The organism is Escherichia sp. 93.1518, assembly GCF_013368915.2.
GTDB classification, from domain to species: Bacteria; Pseudomonadota; Gammaproteobacteria; order Enterobacterales; family Enterobacteriaceae; genus Escherichia; species Escherichia ruysiae.
In genome coordinates, this window is the sequence record NZ_JABWMT020000022.1 from 35,276 (window position 1) to 52,486 (window position 17,211).

Genomic DNA, 17,211 nt, shown 5'->3' on the forward strand with positions numbered 1-17,211 from the left:
GTCTTATCAGGTCTGTATGGCTCATTAAATTTGCACTATCAGGTAGGCCGGATACGGCGTTCACTTCGCATCCGGCATCTGGGCACAATTGCCTGACGCGTCTGTTATTTCCCTTTCCTCGCCGCCTCATACGCTGCCAGCGTTCGTAATCTGGCTTCTTTGTGATCGACAATCGGCTCTGGATAATCCAGCTTTACACCCACTTTCTGTGCCCATTTCCACGGCTCATGCACCGATTTTCCCGGCACATCGCGCAGCTCCGGTAACCACTGACGGATAAACCCACCCTCGCGGTCAAATTTCTCGCCCTGGGTTGTCGGGTTGAATATACGAAAATACGGCGCGGCATCAGTACCCGTAGAAGCCGCCCACTGCCAGCCGCCGTTATTGGCTGCCAAATCACCATCGATAAGCTGCGACATGAAATACCGCTCCCCTTCGCGCCAGTCGATCAACAAATCTTTCACCAGAAAACTGGCAGTGATCATCCGCAGACGGTTATGCATCCAGCCAGTGCTGTTAAGCTGACGCATGGCGGCATCGACAATCGGGTATCCGGTTTTGCCTTCCTGCCAGGCCTTTAAATGTGTGGGATTGCGCTGCCACTGCACGCGGTCGGTCCAGGCAATAAACGGACGATGTTTACACAGCGAGGGGTAATACGTTATCAGGTGCCGGTAAAACTCGCGCCATATCAACTCATTAAGCCAGACGCTACCCGCTCCACCGTCCAGCGCCTGCGGTTGTTCCGCCAGCAGGCGATGCAAACACTGGCGAGGCGATAATCCTCCCGTTGCGAGGCTTGCGGACAAACGGCTGGTGCCTTCTACTGCCGGAAAATCACGCTGTTGCTCATACTCTCCGGCACCGTTCTGGCAAAAATGGCGTAATTGCGCAATCGCCGCTTTTTCTTCCACCGGGAAATGCGCAGTATCGAAAGACTGACGAGGGTAATTCAGCGTAATGGATGGCGCGGGATCTATCGCTCCGCTACTACGGACTGTTGGTGCAGCGACGCACTCCGGCATCCCTTCCCGCAGCCGTTTCAGCCAGGCATTTTTAAATGGCGTAAATACTTTGTACATCTCGTGATTGCCGGCCATCACCGCGCCAGGTGGCAGGATCACGCTGTCATCAAATCCTTCACACACCACGTTACACAGCGTTCTCTCAACCAGAGCATCCCGCGCTCGCTCATTCACTTCATACTGATAGTTATAAAACAAATGGGTAACGCGGTTTTCCACGCACACCTGTTTAACCATTTCAACGCTGTCGGCAAAGTCATCCACTTCACGGAACAATAAAGGAATGCCTTTTTCTGCCAGCGCGATCTGTAGCCCGTTCAGTTGAGCATTGATAAATTCAGCCTGACGCGGCGACATGCTATGCGCCGCCCACTGGCGTGGTGTAGCGATATACAACGCCAGCACGCGTGCAGACGAATTGCGGCAGGCGGCAGCCAGCGCGAGATTATCGTGCAGACGTAAATCCTGGCGAAACCAGACCAGATGGGTGGTCATAAAACTCCTGCATGGCGCAAGTTAATAACACGCGGCCAAAGTTCGAAATAACGTTGCCCTGAAAGCCAGGCATTAGGATAAAGCGCCATATAGTGTTTGATACGCATCAGCGGCGCAAGAAGCGGTTGCTCGCCACATCGATAACTGTCGATAAGCGCCGCCAGTTGCTGACGTTCTGTGGAATCAAGATGCGGACGAAAATACCCCTGAACGTGCATCAAAACGTTGGTGTGATCGCGCGGGTTGGCGGGGTGAGATAGCAAAACGATTACGCGCTGGCGGTATTCATTGTAAAAATCGTCCAGATTTTGCCACTGATGAATATCTGCCACGAACGGGCCAAGTTTGCGGTACTCCGGCTGAGAATGCGCCAGAAATACGAGTTTATAGCGGCTGTGATAATCGTTGAGCATACCGCGCGTTAAGCCTCGCTCTTTAAGACGGTATAACTCGTGAAGCGCGGAGATACGGATTAGGGTGCTTTCATCAAAAAGTTGTTGATTCATTACTGCTCCTGAACGGTTTACAGGAGTAAGTGTAGACGGCGAAAACAAAAAAACCGCCAGCGTTTCCGCTGGCGGTTTTCAATGTATTCAGAACTTAGCAATCAATAAAAATCACCGGTCGCCTTTTCGGCCTGATCCATCCACACCGGTTTCTCGCTGGTTTTCGACCAGACGCGATGTAGGTAGCTGTAAAAGCGGGCTCGGTCTTTCCAGAAAAGCATGAAAGGCAGCGCCAGAACGCCCGCTGCAACCGCATAAGTACGGCGTAAAAAGATAAGCCATGCAGGATATTCTCTGTAGAGTTCCATACTTTTCTCCCCCCTTTTGTATCTACCCGGTGAATAGCACCGGAAAATGAATTTGTTTATCTGATGAAAATAGTACCGCCTTTTGTGTAATTTTACTACTCATCCGACCACTTATTTTTGCTTATTGATGGTTTATTTACATTCACCATGTAATTAAGTTACATAAAAGTTAAATCAATACTAACCATTAGTTAAATTGCGGTCTTTGCCATTTTTATACTTTTTTTACACCCCGCCCGCAGATTTTTGCGAAATCTTTGCAGCCAGAATTCTACCCTTCCGGTATCACTTTTAGGCCACTGGAGGTGCACTGTGAGTGCAGGCGTGATAACCGGCGTGTTGCTGGTGTTTTTATTACTGGGGTATCTGGTTTATGCCCTGATCAATGCGGAGGCGTTTTGATGGCTGCGCAAGGGTTGTTACTGATCGCCACGTTTTTACTGGTACTGATGGTGCTGGCGCGCCCTTTAGGCAGCGGGCTGGCGCGGCTGATTAATGATATTCCTCTTCCCGGTACGGCGGGCGTTGAGCGCGTACTCTTTCGCGCACTTGGCGTCTCTGGTCGCGAGATGAACTGGAAGCAATATCTCTCTGCCATTCTCTGTCTGAATATGCTGGGGCTGGCGCTACTGTATTTTATGTTGCTCGGTCAGCATTATCTGCCGCTTAATCCGCAGCAGCTGCCGGGGCTGTCGTGGGATCTGGCGCTGAATACTGCCGTCAGCTTTGTGACTAATACCAACTGGCAATCTTACAGCGGTGAAACCACGTTAAGCTATTTCAGCCAAATGGCGGGCTTAACGGTACAAAACTTTCTTTCTGCCGCCAGCGGGATTGCGGTGATTTTTGCCCTTATCCGCGCGTTTACCCGCCAGAGCATGAGCACGCTCGGTAATGCCTGGGTCGATCTGCTACGCATCACGTTATGGGTGTTAGCCCCTGTGGCGTTGCTGATTGCGCTGTTTTTTATTCAACAAGGTGCGCTGCAAAACTTTCTGCCCTATCAGGCGGTGACGACCATTGAAGGAGCACAACAACTGTTACCGATGGGGCCGGTGGCTTCTCAGGAAGCGATTAAGATGCTCGGCACTAATGGCGGTGGTTTCTTTAATGCCAACTCGTCACATCCGTTTGAAAACCCGACCGCACTGACCAACTTCGTGCAAATGCTGGCGATCTTCTTGATCCCAACAGCACTGTGCTTTGCCTTTGGCGAAGTGGCGGGCGATCGCCGCCAGGGACGCATGTTGCTGTGGGCGATGTCGATTATTTTTGTCATCTGCGTAGGCGTGGTGATGTGGGCAGAAGTTCAGGGTAATCCGCATCTGCTGGCGCTCGGCGCAGACAGTAACATCAATATGGAAGGTAAAGAGAGCCGTTTTGGCGTGCTGGTCAGTAGCCTGTTTGCGGTTGTGACCACGGCGGCTTCCTGCGGTGCGGTGATTGCGATGCATGATTCGTTTACCGCCCCTGGCGGCATGGTGCCGATGTGGTTGATGCAAATTGGTGAAGTGGTATTCGGCGGCGTTGGTTCTGGCCTTTACGGCATGATGCTGTTCGTCCTGCTGGCGGTGTTTATTGCCGGGCTGATGATTGGTCGCACGCCGGAATATCTGGGTAAAAAAATCGACGTGCGCGAGATGAAACTGACCGCGCTGGCGATTCTGGTCACCCCGACGCTGGTGCTGATGGGCGCGGCGCTGGCGATGATGACCGACGCCGGACGTAGCGCCATGCTCAACCCTGGCCCGCATGGTTTTAGCGAAGTGCTGTATGCCGTGTCGTCCGCCGCTAATAACAACGGCAGCGCCTTTGCCGGATTAAGCGCCAACTCACCGTTCTGGAACTGTTTACTGGCGTTCTGCATGTTTGTCGGTCGCTTCGGGGTGATTATCCCGGTGATGGCGATTGCTGGTTCGCTGGTGAGTAAAAAGAGCCAACCCACCAGCTCCGGCACATTGCCAACGCACGGCCCGCTGTTTGTTGGCCTGTTAATCGGCACCGTGTTGCTGGTTGGCGCACTGACCTTTATCCCTGCCCTGGCGCTTGGTCCGGTGGCGGAGTATCTCTCTTGATGATATTGAGTGAGCACTGAATATGAGTCGTAAACAACTGGCGCTATTCGAACCAACACTTGTCGTTCAGGCGCTGAAAGAAGCGGTTAAAAAATTAAGCCCGCAGGCGCAATGGCGCAATCCGGTGATGTTTATCGTCTGGATCGGCAGTCTGCTGACCACCGCTATTAGCATCGCGATGGCAAGCGGTGCGATGCCTGGCAATGCGCTGTTTAGTGCGGCAATTAGTGGCTGGCTGTGGATCACTGTGCTGTTCGCTAATTTCGCCGAGGCGCTGGCAGAAGGCCGCAGTAAAGCGCAGGCCAACAGTCTGAAAGGGGTCAAAAAAACCGCCTTTGCCCGTAAGCTGCGTGAGCCGAAATATGGCGCTGCGGCGGACAAAATTCCTGCCGATCAACTGCGTAAAGGCGACATCGTGCTGGTAGAGGCAGGCGATATCATCCCCTGCGATGGTGAAGTCATTGAAGGTGGCGCGTCGGTCGATGAGAGCGCCATCACCGGGGAATCAGCACCGGTGATCCGTGAATCCGGCGGCGATTTTGCCTCCGTCACTGGTGGCACGCGAATTCTTTCTGACTGGCTGGTGATCGAGTGCAGCGTTAACCCCGGCGAGACATTTCTGGATCGGATGATCGCGATGGTGGAAGGCGCACAGCGACGCAAAACGCCGAACGAGATTGCCCTGACCATCCTGCTGATTGCCCTGACCATCGTCTTTTTACTGGCAACCGCAACGCTATGGCCATTTTCTGCCTGGGGCGGTAACGCGGTCAGCGTAACGGTACTGGTGGCGCTGCTGGTCTGTCTGATCCCAACCACCATCGGCGGCCTGCTTTCAGCGATCGGCGTCGCCGGGATGAGCCGAATGCTGGGCGCCAATGTGATCGCCACCAGCGGACGTGCCGTTGAAGCGGCGGGCGACGTTGACGTTCTGCTGCTGGATAAAACCGGCACCATCACGCTAGGTAACCGTCAGGCGTCGGAGTTTATCCCCGCGCAGGGCGTAGAGGAAAAAACGCTGGCCGATGCCGCACAACTGGCTTCGCTGGCCGACGAAACGCCGGAAGGCCGCAGTATTGTGATCCTCGCCAAGCAGCGTTTTAACCTGCGCGAGCGCGATGTGCAGTCGCTCCATGCCACCTTTGTGCCATTTACTGCACAAAGCCGGATGAGCGGGATCAACATCGACAACCGCATGATCCGTAAAGGTTCTGTCGATGCCATTCGCCGCCATGTTGAGGCTAACGGTGGTCACTTCCCTGCCGATGTCGATCAAAAAGTTGATAACGTTGCGCGTCAGGGTGCCACGCCGCTGGTAGTAGTAGAAGGTTCCCGCGTGCTGGGCGTTATTGCGCTGAAAGATATCGTCAAAGGCGGTATCAAAGAGCGTTTCGCACAACTGCGCCAAATGGGCATTAAAACGGTGATGATTACCGGAGATAACCGTCTGACTGCCGCCGCGATTGCTGCGGAAGCGGGCGTCGATGATTTCCTCGCCGAAGCGACACCAGAGGCCAAACTGGCGTTGATTCGTCAGTATCAGGCGGAAGGCCGTTTAGTGGCGATGACAGGCGACGGCACCAACGATGCTCCGGCGCTCGCGCAGGCAGATGTCGCGGTGGCGATGAACTCCGGCACTCAGGCGGCGAAAGAAGCGGGCAATATGGTGGATCTCGACTCCAACCCGACCAAGTTGATCGAGGTGGTGCACATTGGCAAACAGATGCTGATGACCCGTGGCTCGCTCACCACCTTCAGCATTGCCAACGATGTAGCGAAATACTTCGCCATTATTCCGGCGGCGTTCGCGGCAACGTATCCGCAGTTAAATGCACTGAACATCATGCGCCTGCATTCGCCCGACTCCGCCATTCTCAGTGCGGTGATTTTCAACGCCTTGATTATCGTCTTTTTAATTCCTCTGGCGTTAAAAGGCGTGAGTTATAAACCGCTTACCGCTTCTGCCATGTTGCGCCGTAACTTATGGATTTACGGTCTGGGTGGGCTACTAGTGCCGTTTATCGGTATCAAAGTGATTGATTTACTACTGACCGTTTGCGGTCTGGTGTGAGGGTTACCATGAGTGGATTACGTCCGGCATTATCGACATTTCTCTTTCTGTTATTGATCACTGGCGGTGTTTATCCGCTACTGACCACCGCGCTGGGGCAATGGTGGTTTCCCTGGCAAGCCAATGGTTCGTTGATCCGTGAAGGTGATACGGTGCGCGGTTCGGCATTAATCGGGCAGAATTTTACCGGCAACGGTTATTTTCATGGTCGCCCGTCGGCAACGGCAGAAATGCCCTATAATTCACAGGCTTCTGGCGGGAGCAATCTGGCGGTCAGTAACCCGGAGCTGGATAAACTAATAGCCGCACGCGTTGCTGCATTACGGGCCGCTAACCCGGATGCCAGCACGAACGTTCCGGTTGAACTGGTGACGGCGTCGGCAAGCGGGCTGGACAATAACATTACCCCGCAAGCGGCGGCCTGGCAGATCCCACGCGTCGCGAAAGCGCGTAATCTCAGCGTTGAACAGCTCACGCAGCTGATCGCAAAATACAGCCAACAACCGCTGGTGAAATATATCGGCCAGCCGGTCGTCAATATTGTCGAACTCAATCTGGCGCTGGATAAGCTTGATGAATAACGAACCCTTACGTCCCGATCCCGACCGTCTGCTGGAACAAACTGCCGCGCCGCATCGGGGAAAGCTGAAAGTTTTCTTCGGTGCCTGCGCAGGCGTCGGGAAGACCTGGGCGATGCTGGCAGAAGCCCAGCGACTGCGGGCGCAAGGGCTGGATATTGTGGTTGGCGTGGTAGAAACCCACGGGCGGAAAGATACCGCCGCCATGCTGGAAGGTCTGGCTGTTCTGCCGCTGAAACGCCAGGCGTACCGTGGGCGGCATATCAGCGAGTTTGATCTCGATGCCGCCCTCGCCCGCCGTCCGGCGCTGATCTTAATGGACGAACTGGCGCACAGTAATGCGCCAGGTTCTCGTCATCCTAAACGCTGGCAGGATATCGAAGAACTGCTGGAAGCTGGCATTGATGTTTTCACAACCGTCAACGTTCAGCATCTGGAAAGTCTGAATGATGTGGTCAGCGGCGTCACCGGAATTCAGGTACGGGAAACCGTGCCCGATCCTTTTTTCGATGCCGCCGACGACGTGGTGCTGGTGGACTTGCCCCCGGACGATCTGCGCCAGCGGCTGAAAGAAGGCAAAGTCTACATTGCCGGGCAGGCGGAGCGCGCCATTGAACATTTTTTCCGCAAAGGCAATCTGATCGCCCTGCGCGAACTGGCACTGCGCCGCACTGCCGATCGCGTTGATGAGCAAATGCGCGCCTGGCGGGGGCATCCTGGCGCAGAGAAAGTGTGGCACACGCGCGACGCGATCCTTTTATGCATCGGGCATAACACGGGCAGCGAAAAACTGGTCCGCGCAGCGGCGCGGCTGGCGTCACGGCTGGGGAGCGTCTGGCACGCGGTGTATGTTGAAACCCCTGCCCTGCACCGCTTACCCGAGAAAAAACGTCGGGCAATTCTCAGCGCCTTACGTCTGGCGCAGGAGCTGGGCGCAGAGACGGCAACACTTTCTGATCCGGCAGAAGAAAAAGCGGTAGTACGTTATGCCCGTGAACATAATCTCGGCAAGATTATTCTCGGTCGTCCGGCCTCGCGCCGCTGGTGGCGTCGGGAAACGTTTGCTGATCGGCTGGCGCGCATCGCCCCCGATCTCGATCAGGTGCTAGTCGCGCTTGATGAACCGCCTGCCCGCACACTTAATAACGCGCCGGATAGCCGCTCTTTTAAAGACAAGTGGCGGGTACAGATTCAGGGATGCGTGGTTGCCGCCGCGTTATGCGCCGTTATCACCCTAATTGCCATGCAGTGGCTGATGGCGTTTGATGCCGCCAACCTGGTGATGCTGTATCTGCTTGGCGTGGTGATGGTGGCGCTATTTTATGGGCGCTGGCCTTCGGTGGTCGCCACCGTCATTAATGTAGTGAGTTTCGATCTCTTTTTTATCGCCCCACGCGGCACGCTCGCCGTCTCTGATGTGCAATATCTGCTGACCTTCGCGGTGATGTTAACCGTCGGGCTGGTGATCGGGAACCTTACTGCTGGCGTGCGTTATCAGGCGCGGGTAGCCCGCTACCGCGAGCAACGCACGCGGCACTTATATGAAATGTCGAAAGCTCTGGCGGTAGGCCGCAGCCCGCAGGATATCGCCGCCACCAGCGAACAATTTATTGCCTCCACGTTTCATGCTCGCAGCCAGGTGTTGCTACCTGATGACAATGGTAAATTGCAGCCGTTGACGCATCCGCAGGGAATGACGCCGTGGGACGATGCCATCGCGCAGTGGAGTTTTGATAAAGGCCTACCAGCGGGCGCGGGCACCGACACGTTACCCGGCGTACCGTACCAGATTTTGCCGTTAAAAAGCGGCGAGAAAACCTACGGGCTGGTGGTGGTGGAACCGGGGAATCTGCGCCAGTTGATGATCCCGGAACAGCAGCGCCTGCTGGAAACGTTTACGCTGTTAGTCGCCAATGCCCTTGAGCGGCTGACGTTGACCGCCAGCGAAGAACAGGCGCGGATGGCAAGCGAACGTGAACAGATCCGCAACGCCCTGCTGGCGGCGCTTTCGCATGATTTGCGCACTCCGCTCACGGTGCTATTCGGTCAGGCAGAAATCTTAACGCTCGATCTGGCGAGTGAAGGTTCTCCGCACGCTCGCCAGGCCAGCGAAATTCGCCAACATGTGCTGAACACCACCCGCCTGGTGAATAATTTACTCGATATGGCGCGAATTCAGTCCGGCGGCTTTAATTTGAAGAAAGAGTGGTTAACGCTGGAAGAAGTGGTCGGCAGTGCGCTGCAAATGCTGGAACCGGGTTTATCATCGCCCATCAACCTGTCATTGCCAGAACCACTGACTTTAATCCACGTTGACGGGCCACTCTTTGAACGGTTGCTGATTAATCTGCTGGAGAACGCGGTGAAATACGCGGGCGCACAGGCCGAAATTGGTATCGATGCCCACGTTGAGGGCGAAAATCTACAACTGGATGTCTGGGATAACGGCCCCGGTCTTCCGCCAGGCCAGGAGCAGACGATATTCGATAAGTTTGCTCGCGGAAATAAGGAGTCGGCAGTACCGGGCGTCGGGCTTGGGCTGGCAATTTGTCGGGCGATTGTGGATGTACACGGCGGCACCATTACCGCGTTCAACCGACCGGAAGGTGGTGCCTGTTTTCGTGTTACACTTCCCCAGCAAACTGCCCCTGAACTTGAAGAATTTCATGAGGATATGTGACAAACGTTCTGATTGTTGAAGATGAACAGGCTATTCGTCGCTTTCTGCGCACGGCGCTGGAGGGCGACGGTATGCGCGTCTTTGAGGCCGAAACGCTGCAACGCGGCTTGCTGGAAGCGGCAACCCGCAAGCCGGATTTGATTATTCTCGATCTCGGCCTGCCCGATGGCGATGGAATTGAGTTTATCCGCGACCTGCGCCAGTGGAGCGTAGTGCCGGTGATTGTGCTTTCCGCACGTAGTGAAGAGAGCGACAAAATCGCCGCGCTGGATGCCGGAGCTGATGATTACCTGAGTAAACCGTTTGGCATTGGCGAATTGCAGGCGCGTCTGCGCGTCGCTTTACGCCGCCACTCAGCTACCGCCGCACCCGATCCGGTAGTGAAGTTTTCTGATGTTACCGTCGATTTAGCGGCTCGTGTGATCCATCGCGGTGAGGAAGAGGTGCATCTCACCCCGATTGAGTTTCGCCTGCTGGCAGTGTTGCTCAATAATGCGGGAAAAGTGCTCACCCAGCGCCAACTCCTTAACCAGGTGTGGGGGCCAAACGCGGTCGAACACAGTCATTATTTGCGTATTTATATGGGACATCTGCGACAAAAACTGGAACAGGATCCCGCCCGCCCCCGCCATTTCATTACTGAAACCGGTATTGGGTATCGGTTTATGCTTTGAATATTTATTCATTTTTTGCACTTTTAAAAGAATTATTATTTTAAAATTAGCCCTGCTGAAACATTATTATTCAGCAGGATTAATGCACTAACAAAACACAAACAATTAAATTACAAAATCAAAAAAACAAAGCAATATTCTGTTTTGCACCATCCATACTTTATGATTAACAACTTTTAGTTTGACCATTTTTTTGATCTTCTTCATAGATTAGAGACATTTCCTGGATAGAATAATTTTACCTTCAACTGATACAGAAAAAGGTAAAGGAAAATGGAAAATAATAACCGTGCAATGCCCCATATAAGGCGAACAACTCATATTATGAAGTTTTCCCATCGCAATAGCTTTGACTTTCATTTCTTTAATGCCCGCTAGTCTTCTGACTAAAGGGCACCTCAAAATACAGGTCTCCCTGTCTTTAAGCATCACAGGTTAATACCTGTATCCCTGGTGCTCATACATTGCTAACCCTTTTATACCCTTATTAATTCAGATCGCTACGTCGCAATCTGGACAGGTAGAGTATTGCCAGTTACCGGGCTGGTCGGGTTATTGCATCTACAAAAAGCAAACTACTGATTTATTTATCAGGGGTGATGTTTTGCTTTTTTCCGGCGTTATCAATTTCTCTTTTGAGAAATTGAGGACCTGCTATTACCTGAAATAAAGAGATGAAAAATGTCAGAATTAAAAATTGCCGTTAGTCGTTCTTGCCAGAATTACTTTTCCACTCATCGTGTATGCGTGAACATTGACGAAAGTAATTATATTGACGTTGCTGCCATTGTTTTATCGGTCGATGATGTTGAACGTGGAAAACTCGATGAAATAGACGCTACTGGCTATGGCATTCCTGTATTTATTGCCACGGAAAATGAAGATCATGTGCCAGCAAAATACCTGTCACGTATTTCGGGTGTCTTCGAACATTGCGAAGCGCGGAAAACGTTTTACGGTCGCCAGTTAGAAACCGCTGCCAGCCATTATGAAACCCAGTTACGCCCACCTTTCTTCCGCGCACTGGTCGATTATGTCAATCAGGGTAACAGCGCATTTGATTGCCCCGGTCATCAGGGCGGCGAATTTTTCCGTCGCCATCCGGCAGGTAACCAGTTTGTAGAGTATTTTGGTGAAACTCTTTTCCGTTCTGACTTGTGCAACGCCGACGTGGCAATGGGTGACCTGCTGATTCATGAAGGCGCACCGTGTATCGCACAACAACACGCAGCAAAAGTGTTTAATGCCGATAAAACCTACTTCGTTTTAAACGGCACCTCCTCTTCAAACAAAGTGGTATTAAACGCACTGCTGACACCGGGCGATCTGGTGCTGTTTGACCGCAATAACCATAAATCTAATCACCACGGGGCGTTGCTACAAGCTGGTGCAACACCGGTTTATCTGGAAACAGCACGCAACCCGTATGGCTTTATCGGTGGCATTGATGCGCACTGCTTCGAAGAAAATTACCTGCGCGAACTGATTGCAGAAGTCGCACCGCAGCGGGCAAAAGAGGCGCGTCCGTTCCGCCTCGCGGTTATTCAGTTAGGCACCTACGACGGTACAATTTATAACGCCCGTCAGGTAGTGGATAAAATTGGTCATCTGTGTGACTACATTCTGTTTGACTCCGCATGGGTCGGCTACGAGCAGTTTATCCCGATGATGGCTGACTGTTCGCCGCTGCTGCTGGAGCTTAATGAAAACGATCCGGGCATTCTGGTTACGCAGTCAGTCCATAAACAGCAGGCGGGTTTTTCCCAGACTTCACAAATTCATAAAAAAGACCGCCATATCAAAGGACAACCGCGTTATGTACCGCATAAACGCATGAACAATGCCTTTATGATGCATGCCTCCACAAGTCCGTTCTATCCGCTGTTCGCGGCACTGGACGTCAACGCTAAAATGCATGAAGGCGTAAGCGGTCGCAATATGTGGATGGACTGCGTGGCGAATGGCATTGATGCCCGCAAACTGATCCTTGAAAACTGTCAGCATATTCGTCCGTTCGTTCCTGAACTGGTGGATGGCAAGCCATGGCAGTCATATCCCACCGCTGAAATTGCCAATGACCTGCGTTTCTTCCAGTTTGTACCAGGAGAACACTGGCACTCTTTTGAAGGCTACGCAGAAAACCAATATTTTGTCGATCCGTGCAAGCTGCTACTGACTACCCCAGGCATTGATGCACGTAACGGCGAATATGAGGCATTCGGTGTTCCTGCAACCATTCTCGCTAACTTCCTGCGTGAAAATGGTGTCGTTCCAGAAAAATGCGACCTTAACTCCATTTTATTCCTGCTGACTCCGGCAGAAGATATGGCCAAACTACAGCAGCTTGTCGCCCTGCTGGTACGTTTCGAAAAACTGCTGGAAGATGATGCGCCTCTGGCGGACGTACTGCCTTCCATTTACAAACAGCATGAAGCCCGTTACGCCGGTTATACCCTGCGTCAGTTGTGCCAGGAAATGCACGACCTGTATGCCCGTCATAACGTGAAACAACTGCAAAAAGAGATGTTCCGTAAGGAACACTTCCCTCGCGTCAGCATGAATCCACAAGAAGCTAACTACGCCTACTTACGCGGTGAGGTGGAACTGGTTCGTCTGCCGGATGCAGAAGGGCGTATCGCAGCCGAAGGTGCCCTGCCTTATCCCCCGGGCGTACTGTGTGTTGTTCCGGGTGAAGTCTGGGGCGGTGCAGTTCTGCGTTACTTCATTGCCCTGGAAGAAGGCATTAACCTGCTGCCAGGTTTTGCGCCGGAATTACAGGGTGTCTATATCGAAGAACATGACGGTCGCAAACAGGTCTGGTGCTATGTCATCAAATCAAGCGAAGCACAAAGCGCCCTGCTGAAGGGAGAAAAATTATGAGTCAGGCTAAAGCGAATAAAATGGGCGTCGTGCAGTTAACCATACTGACGATGGTCAACATGATGGGTTCCGGCATCATTATGCTGCCGACCAAACTAGCCGAAGTCGGGACGATCTCGATTATCTCCTGGCTAGTGACGGCTGTAGGATCAATGGCGCTGGCCTGGGCCTTTGCAAAATGCGGTATGTATAGCCGTAAATCAGGTGGTATGGGGGGTTATGCCGAATATGCCTTCGGTAAATCCGGTAACTTCATGGCGAACTATACCTACGGTGTGTCACTGCTGATTGCCAATGTCGCCATCGCTATTTCTGCCGTTGGCTACGGTACTGAGTTGTTTGACACAACCCTTTCGCCTGTTCAGATTGGTCTTGCCACTATTGCTGTGCTGTGGGTATGTACCGTGGCTAACTTTGGTGGTGCACGCATTACCGGGCAGATCAGTAGCATTACCGTGTGGGGTGTCATTATTCCGGTAATTGGCCTGTGCATTATCGGCTGGTTCTGGTTCAGCCCGACGCTTTACGCTGACTCCTGGAACCCGCATCATGCGCCCTTCTTTAGCGCGGTTGGTTCTTCCATTGCCATGACATTGTGGGCTTTTCTCGGTCTGGAATCGGCCTGTGCGAACGCTGAAGTGGTAGAAAACCCGGAACGTAACGTGCCAATTGCTGTTCTTGGCGGTACATTGGGTGCGGCAGTAATTTATATCGTCTCTACTAACGTGATTGCCGGAATTGTGCCAAATATGGAGCTGGCAAATTCAACGGCACCGTTTGGTCTGGCCTTCGCGCAGATGTTCACACCGGAAGTCGGTAAAGTGATTATGGCGTTGATGGTGATGTCCTGCTGCGGTTCATTGCTCGGCTGGCAGTTCACCATTGCCCAGGTGTTTAAATCTTCTGCCGATGAAGGGTACTTCCCGAAAATTTTCTCTCGTGTAACCAAAGTGGATGCACCGGTTCAGGGAATGTTGACCATTGTGATTATCCAGAGTGGGTTATCGCTGATGACCATTAGCCCGTCGCTGAACAGCCAGTTCAACGTGTTGGTTAACCTGGCCGTGGTGACCAATATCATCCCGTATATTCTGTCGATGGCGGCACTGGTGATCATTCAGAAAGCAGCTAATGTTCCGGCTGCTAAAGCGAAAGTGGCTAACTTTGTTGCCTTTATTGGTGCAATGTACAGCTTCTATGCACTGTACTCGTCTGGGGAAGAGGCCATGCTGTATGGCTCCATCGTGACCTTCCTCGGCTGGACACTGTATGGTCTGGTATCACCCCGCTTTGAACTGAAAAATAAACACGGTTAATAAAGCGAAGTAAAAAAGGGCGATCGAATGATCGCCCTTTGGGATTATTAACAAAGTGCTCGTTGTTCATGCCGGAGGCGGCGCAAGCGCCTTACCCAGCCCACAAAATCGCGCAAATTCAATATATTGCACTATCCTTGCAGGCCTGATAAGCGTAGCGCATCAGGCAGTCATAAGTAAAAAGGGCGATCTTCCGACCGCCCTTTTTCTTATTTAATGTGTTTACGCGTTTTTCAGAACTTCGCTAACAATCTCAACTGCTTCTTTCTCGATCTGCTTGCGATGTTCTTCACCAAGGAAGCTTTCGCAGTAGATCTTGTATGCGTCTTCCGTGCCTGACGGGCGCGCGGCGAACCATCCGTTGTCAGTCATCACTTTCAGACCGCCAATAGAAGCACCGTTGCCAGGCGCTGCGGTCAGACGCGCGGTGATCGGGTCACCTGCCAGGGTGCTGGCGCTCACCATTTCCGGAGACAGCTTAGACAGCGCCGCTTTTTGCGCGGAAGTCGCAGCTGCCTGCAAACGGTTGTAGCTCGGCGCACCAAAGCGTTTCGCCAGTTCGTTGTAGTGTTCCTGCGGGTTCTTACCGGTGACTGCGGTAATTTCCGCAGCCAGCAGACACATGATGATACCGTCTTTATCGGTTGACCACGGCGTGCCGTCGAAACGCAGGAAGGAAGCCCCTGCGCTCTCTTCGCCGCCAAAGCCGAAGCTGCCGTCGAACAGACCATCAACAAACCATTTGAAGCCTACCGGTACTTCCACCAGCTTGCGACCCAAATCGTTGACCACGCGGTCGATCATCGCAGAAGAAACCAGCGTTTTACCCACGGCAACATCTTTGCCCCACTGCGGACGATGCTGGAACAGGTAGTTGATCGCCACTGCCAGGTAATGGTTCGGATTCATCAAACCAGCCGGAGTGACGATGCCGTGACGGTCATAATCCGGGTCGTTAGCAAACGCCAGGTCGAACTTATCACGCAGTGCCAGCAGGCCCGCCATCGCACACTCAGAGGAGCAGTCCATACGGATCGCGCCGTCTTTATCGAGGTGCATAAAGCGGAAGGTTTGATCGACCTGATCGTTAACGATGGTCAGGTTGAGGTTGTAATATTCGCCAATGCGCTTCCAGTATTCGATACCGGAACCGCCCAGCGGATCAACACCCAGCGTCAGGCCAGCTTTCTGAATCGCCGCCATATCAACGATATCAGCCAGACCTTCCACAAACGGCTGCACCAGATCCTGCTCTTTCACATGACCGGATGCCATCGCTTCGTCGAGGGAGATACGCTTCACGCCTTTCAGGCCATCGGCCAGCAGTGCGTTAGCGCGGTCTTCCACCACTTTGGTGACGTTGGTATCAGCCGGGCCACCATTTGGCGGGTTGTATTTGATACCACCATCTTCCGGCGGGTTATGGGACGGCGTAATCACGATACCGTCTGCCAGCGGGCCACCTTTTTTGTTGTGAACCAGAATGGCATTGGAAACGGCAGGCGTCGGGGTGAAACCATTGTTTTCCTGCACAATAACGTCTACACCGTTCGCAGCCAGCACTTCCAGTACGGAAATGAACGCAGGTTCGGACAGGGCGTGAGTATCTTTACCCACATAGCAAGGGCCAGTGATGCCGTTTTTCGCACGTTCTTCAGCAATTGCCTGAGCGATCGCCAGAATGTGCGGCTCGTTAAAGCTGTGGCGCGCTGCACTGCCACGGTGACCGGAAGTACCGAATTTCACCGCGTGCTCCGCATTCCCTGCTTCTGGTTTCAGTACATAATATTGCGCCGTCAGTTGGGCGACGTTAATCAAATCACTCTGTTGTGCAGGTTGACCTGCACGATTGTGGATTGCCATTGCTTTGTCCTTTATCTGCAACGTTGTTTTAAATTGTCCCGCAAACCTTCTCAATCAATTCCGCCGGGAATTGCATCGACTGCATGATATGTTCAATCATGCTGCATTTACGGCCAGTGTTAGTGTTGGTGATCACCCAATACGGCGTGCCTAGCACATGTTTCGGCTTGGTCTGATTACCATTTTTCAGCAGCGTTTGTTCATCTGCCGCAAAGTAAACGCGCGTGCGACCGTGCAACGATTCCGTTGCCTCGGCAAACGCCTGGGCGTCAAGAGAATATAGTGTAGACAACAGCAGCATAAAGCGGTTGACCGCGCGCTTCTGCTCTGCGTATTCATCGGAAAGCAGAAGTTCACGCATCGCGCGTACTTTGTCTTTAATCGTTTTGATCGGCTTCGCTTCGACGATAGCAGGCGACGCAATGCGAACCTCTTTCGTCACCGGAGCAGCAGGCTGTGATGCGGCGGAAAATTTCAACATGCGCCGTAAAATGTCGGATGCGCTCTCGCCGATATGCTTAGTGTGGCTGGCAATATAGCTGTAGAGTTCATCATCAACTTCAATCGTTTTCATCTTAATCCAGTGCGGTGTCTTAGCTGAATACAAGTCGCCAGGAGTATATGAATAAATCCCGGCAGCGGATAGCGTCAAGCCTGGCTTGCAGAAAAACTCGGATTAAACCTTATTTGTTGCAGCCCTGTGGCACAATGGTCAACATAATACCCTAACCCGACTT

At 52.7% G+C, this 17,211-nt stretch carries 14 protein-coding genes and 1 pseudogene; 10 read left to right on the forward strand and 5 right to left on the reverse strand.

All coding sequences use genetic code 11. From position 1 onward, the window contains the following. Positions 1-104: 104 nt before the first annotated feature. The 3 genes from phrB to HEN21_RS16045 all read right to left on the reverse strand — a co-directional run bounded on the left by phrB (position 105) and on the right by HEN21_RS16045 (position 2,337). Positions 105-1,523 (reverse strand): deoxyribodipyrimidine photo-lyase, encoded by a 1,419-nt coding sequence (gene phrB, locus HEN21_RS16035; RefSeq protein ID WP_105286587.1) that lies wholly within the window; start codon positions 1,521-1,523, stop codon positions 105-107. Beyond that, positions 1,520-2,029: a YbgA family protein gene (locus HEN21_RS16040; RefSeq protein ID WP_001075791.1), complete on the reverse strand. Its 510-nt coding sequence runs from the start codon at positions 2,027-2,029 to the stop codon at positions 1,520-1,522. Before HEN21_RS16040 ends, phrB begins: the two co-directional genes overlap by 4 nt. Positions 2,030-2,130: 101 nt before the next feature. Then, positions 2,131-2,337 carry a YbfA family protein gene (locus HEN21_RS16045; protein ID WP_000424926.1) on the reverse strand — a complete coding sequence of 69 codons (207 nt, stop codon included), beginning with the start codon at positions 2,335-2,337 and terminating at the stop codon, positions 2,131-2,133. A gap of 312 nt (positions 2,338-2,649) precedes the next feature. Here HEN21_RS16045 and kdpF point away from each other — a divergent pair, with 312 nt between their 5' ends. From kdpF to potE, 10 genes and pseudogenes are all read left to right on the forward strand, one after another. Beyond that, positions 2,650-2,739, forward strand: a complete 90-nt coding sequence (gene kdpF, locus HEN21_RS16050; protein ID WP_001272653.1) for a K(+)-transporting ATPase subunit F — start codon at positions 2,650-2,652, stop codon at positions 2,737-2,739. Next, positions 2,739-4,412 carry a potassium-transporting ATPase subunit KdpA gene (kdpA, locus tag HEN21_RS16055; protein WP_176251693.1) on the forward strand — a complete coding sequence of 558 codons (1,674 nt, stop codon included), beginning with the start codon at positions 2,739-2,741 and terminating at the stop codon, positions 4,410-4,412. Before kdpF ends, kdpA begins: the two co-directional genes overlap by 1 nt. A 22-nt stretch (positions 4,413-4,434) precedes the next feature. After that, positions 4,435-6,483, forward strand: coding sequence for a potassium-transporting ATPase subunit KdpB (kdpB, locus tag HEN21_RS16060; RefSeq protein WP_016231631.1), 2,049 nt, complete (start codon positions 4,435-4,437; stop codon positions 6,481-6,483). An 8-nt stretch (positions 6,484-6,491) separates the two neighbouring features. Beyond that, positions 6,492-7,064, forward strand: coding sequence for a K(+)-transporting ATPase subunit C (gene kdpC / locus HEN21_RS16065; RefSeq protein ID WP_010352921.1), 573 nt, complete (start codon positions 6,492-6,494; stop codon positions 7,062-7,064). After that, positions 7,057-9,741: a two-component system sensor histidine kinase KdpD gene (gene kdpD, locus HEN21_RS16070; RefSeq protein WP_176251694.1), complete on the forward strand. Its 2,685-nt coding sequence runs from the start codon at positions 7,057-7,059 to the stop codon at positions 9,739-9,741. The genes kdpC and kdpD overlap by 8 nt, the downstream gene beginning before the upstream one ends. Further along, complete coding sequence (kdpE, locus tag HEN21_RS16075) at positions 9,738-10,415, forward strand: two-component system response regulator KdpE (RefSeq protein WP_000186091.1); 678 nt, start codon at positions 9,738-9,740, stop codon at positions 10,413-10,415. Before kdpD ends, kdpE begins: the two co-directional genes overlap by 4 nt. Positions 10,416-10,602: 187 nt before the next feature. Beyond that, positions 10,603-10,722: pseudogene (locus tag HEN21_RS23465) on the forward strand (TonB-dependent receptor). Beyond that, entirely contained in the window at positions 10,689-10,793 is a 105-nt protein-coding gene (gene speFL, locus HEN21_RS16080) for a leader peptide SpeFL (protein WP_107164369.1), read from the forward strand. The pseudogene HEN21_RS23465 and the gene speFL overlap by 34 nt, the downstream one beginning before the upstream one ends. A 303-nt stretch (positions 10,794-11,096) precedes the next feature. Next, positions 11,097-13,295 (forward strand): ornithine decarboxylase SpeF, encoded by a 2,199-nt coding sequence (gene speF, locus HEN21_RS16085; protein ID WP_176251794.1) that lies wholly within the window; start codon positions 11,097-11,099, stop codon positions 13,293-13,295. Beyond that, positions 13,292-14,611 (forward strand): putrescine-ornithine antiporter, encoded by a 1,320-nt coding sequence (potE, locus tag HEN21_RS16090; protein ID WP_000075810.1) that lies wholly within the window; start codon positions 13,292-13,294, stop codon positions 14,609-14,611. Before speF ends, potE begins: the two co-directional genes overlap by 4 nt. A 222-nt stretch (positions 14,612-14,833) precedes the next feature. On the opposite strand, the gene pgm is transcribed toward potE, so the two are convergent. Beyond that, positions 14,834-16,474 (reverse strand): phosphoglucomutase (alpha-D-glucose-1,6-bisphosphate-dependent), encoded by a 1,641-nt coding sequence (gene pgm, locus HEN21_RS16095; protein ID WP_001297249.1) that lies wholly within the window; start codon positions 16,472-16,474, stop codon positions 14,834-14,836. Between the two features lie 28 nt (positions 16,475-16,502). After that, positions 16,503-17,048, reverse strand: a complete 546-nt coding sequence (gene seqA / locus HEN21_RS16100; RefSeq protein WP_176251795.1) for a replication initiation negative regulator SeqA — start codon at positions 17,046-17,048, stop codon at positions 16,503-16,505. Positions 17,049-17,211 lie beyond the last annotated feature (163 nt).

Bases quoted from the DNA above. Each gene is read 5' to 3' on its own strand.
- phrB (WP_105286587.1), bottom strand. From the start codon at position 1,523: ATGACCACCCATCTGGTCTGGTTTCGCCAGGATTTACGTCTGCACGAT.
- HEN21_RS16040 (WP_001075791.1), bottom strand. From the start codon at position 2,029: ATGAATCAACAACTTTTTGATGAAAGCACCCTAATCCGTATCTCCGCG.
- HEN21_RS16045 (WP_000424926.1), bottom strand. From the start codon at position 2,337: ATGGAACTCTACAGAGAATATCCTGCATGGCTTATCTTTTTACGCCGT.
- kdpA (WP_176251693.1), top strand. From the start codon at position 2,739: ATGGCTGCGCAAGGGTTGTTACTGATCGCCACGTTTTTACTGGTACTG.
- kdpB (WP_016231631.1), top strand. From the start codon at position 4,435: ATGAGTCGTAAACAACTGGCGCTATTCGAACCAACACTTGTCGTTCAG.
- kdpC (WP_010352921.1), top strand. From the start codon at position 6,492: ATGAGTGGATTACGTCCGGCATTATCGACATTTCTCTTTCTGTTATTG.
- kdpD (WP_176251694.1), top strand. From the start codon at position 7,057: ATGAATAACGAACCCTTACGTCCCGATCCCGACCGTCTGCTGGAACAA.
- speFL (WP_107164369.1), top strand. From the start codon at position 10,689: ATGGAAAATAATAACCGTGCAATGCCCCATATAAGGCGAACAACTCAT.
- speF (WP_176251794.1), top strand. From the start codon at position 11,097: ATGTCAGAATTAAAAATTGCCGTTAGTCGTTCTTGCCAGAATTACTTT.
- potE (WP_000075810.1), top strand. From the start codon at position 13,292: ATGAGTCAGGCTAAAGCGAATAAAATGGGCGTCGTGCAGTTAACCATA.
- pgm (WP_001297249.1), bottom strand. From the start codon at position 16,474: ATGGCAATCCACAATCGTGCAGGTCAACCTGCACAACAGAGTGATTTG.
- seqA (WP_176251795.1), bottom strand. From the start codon at position 17,048: ATGAAAACGATTGAAGTTGATGATGAACTCTACAGCTATATTGCCAGC.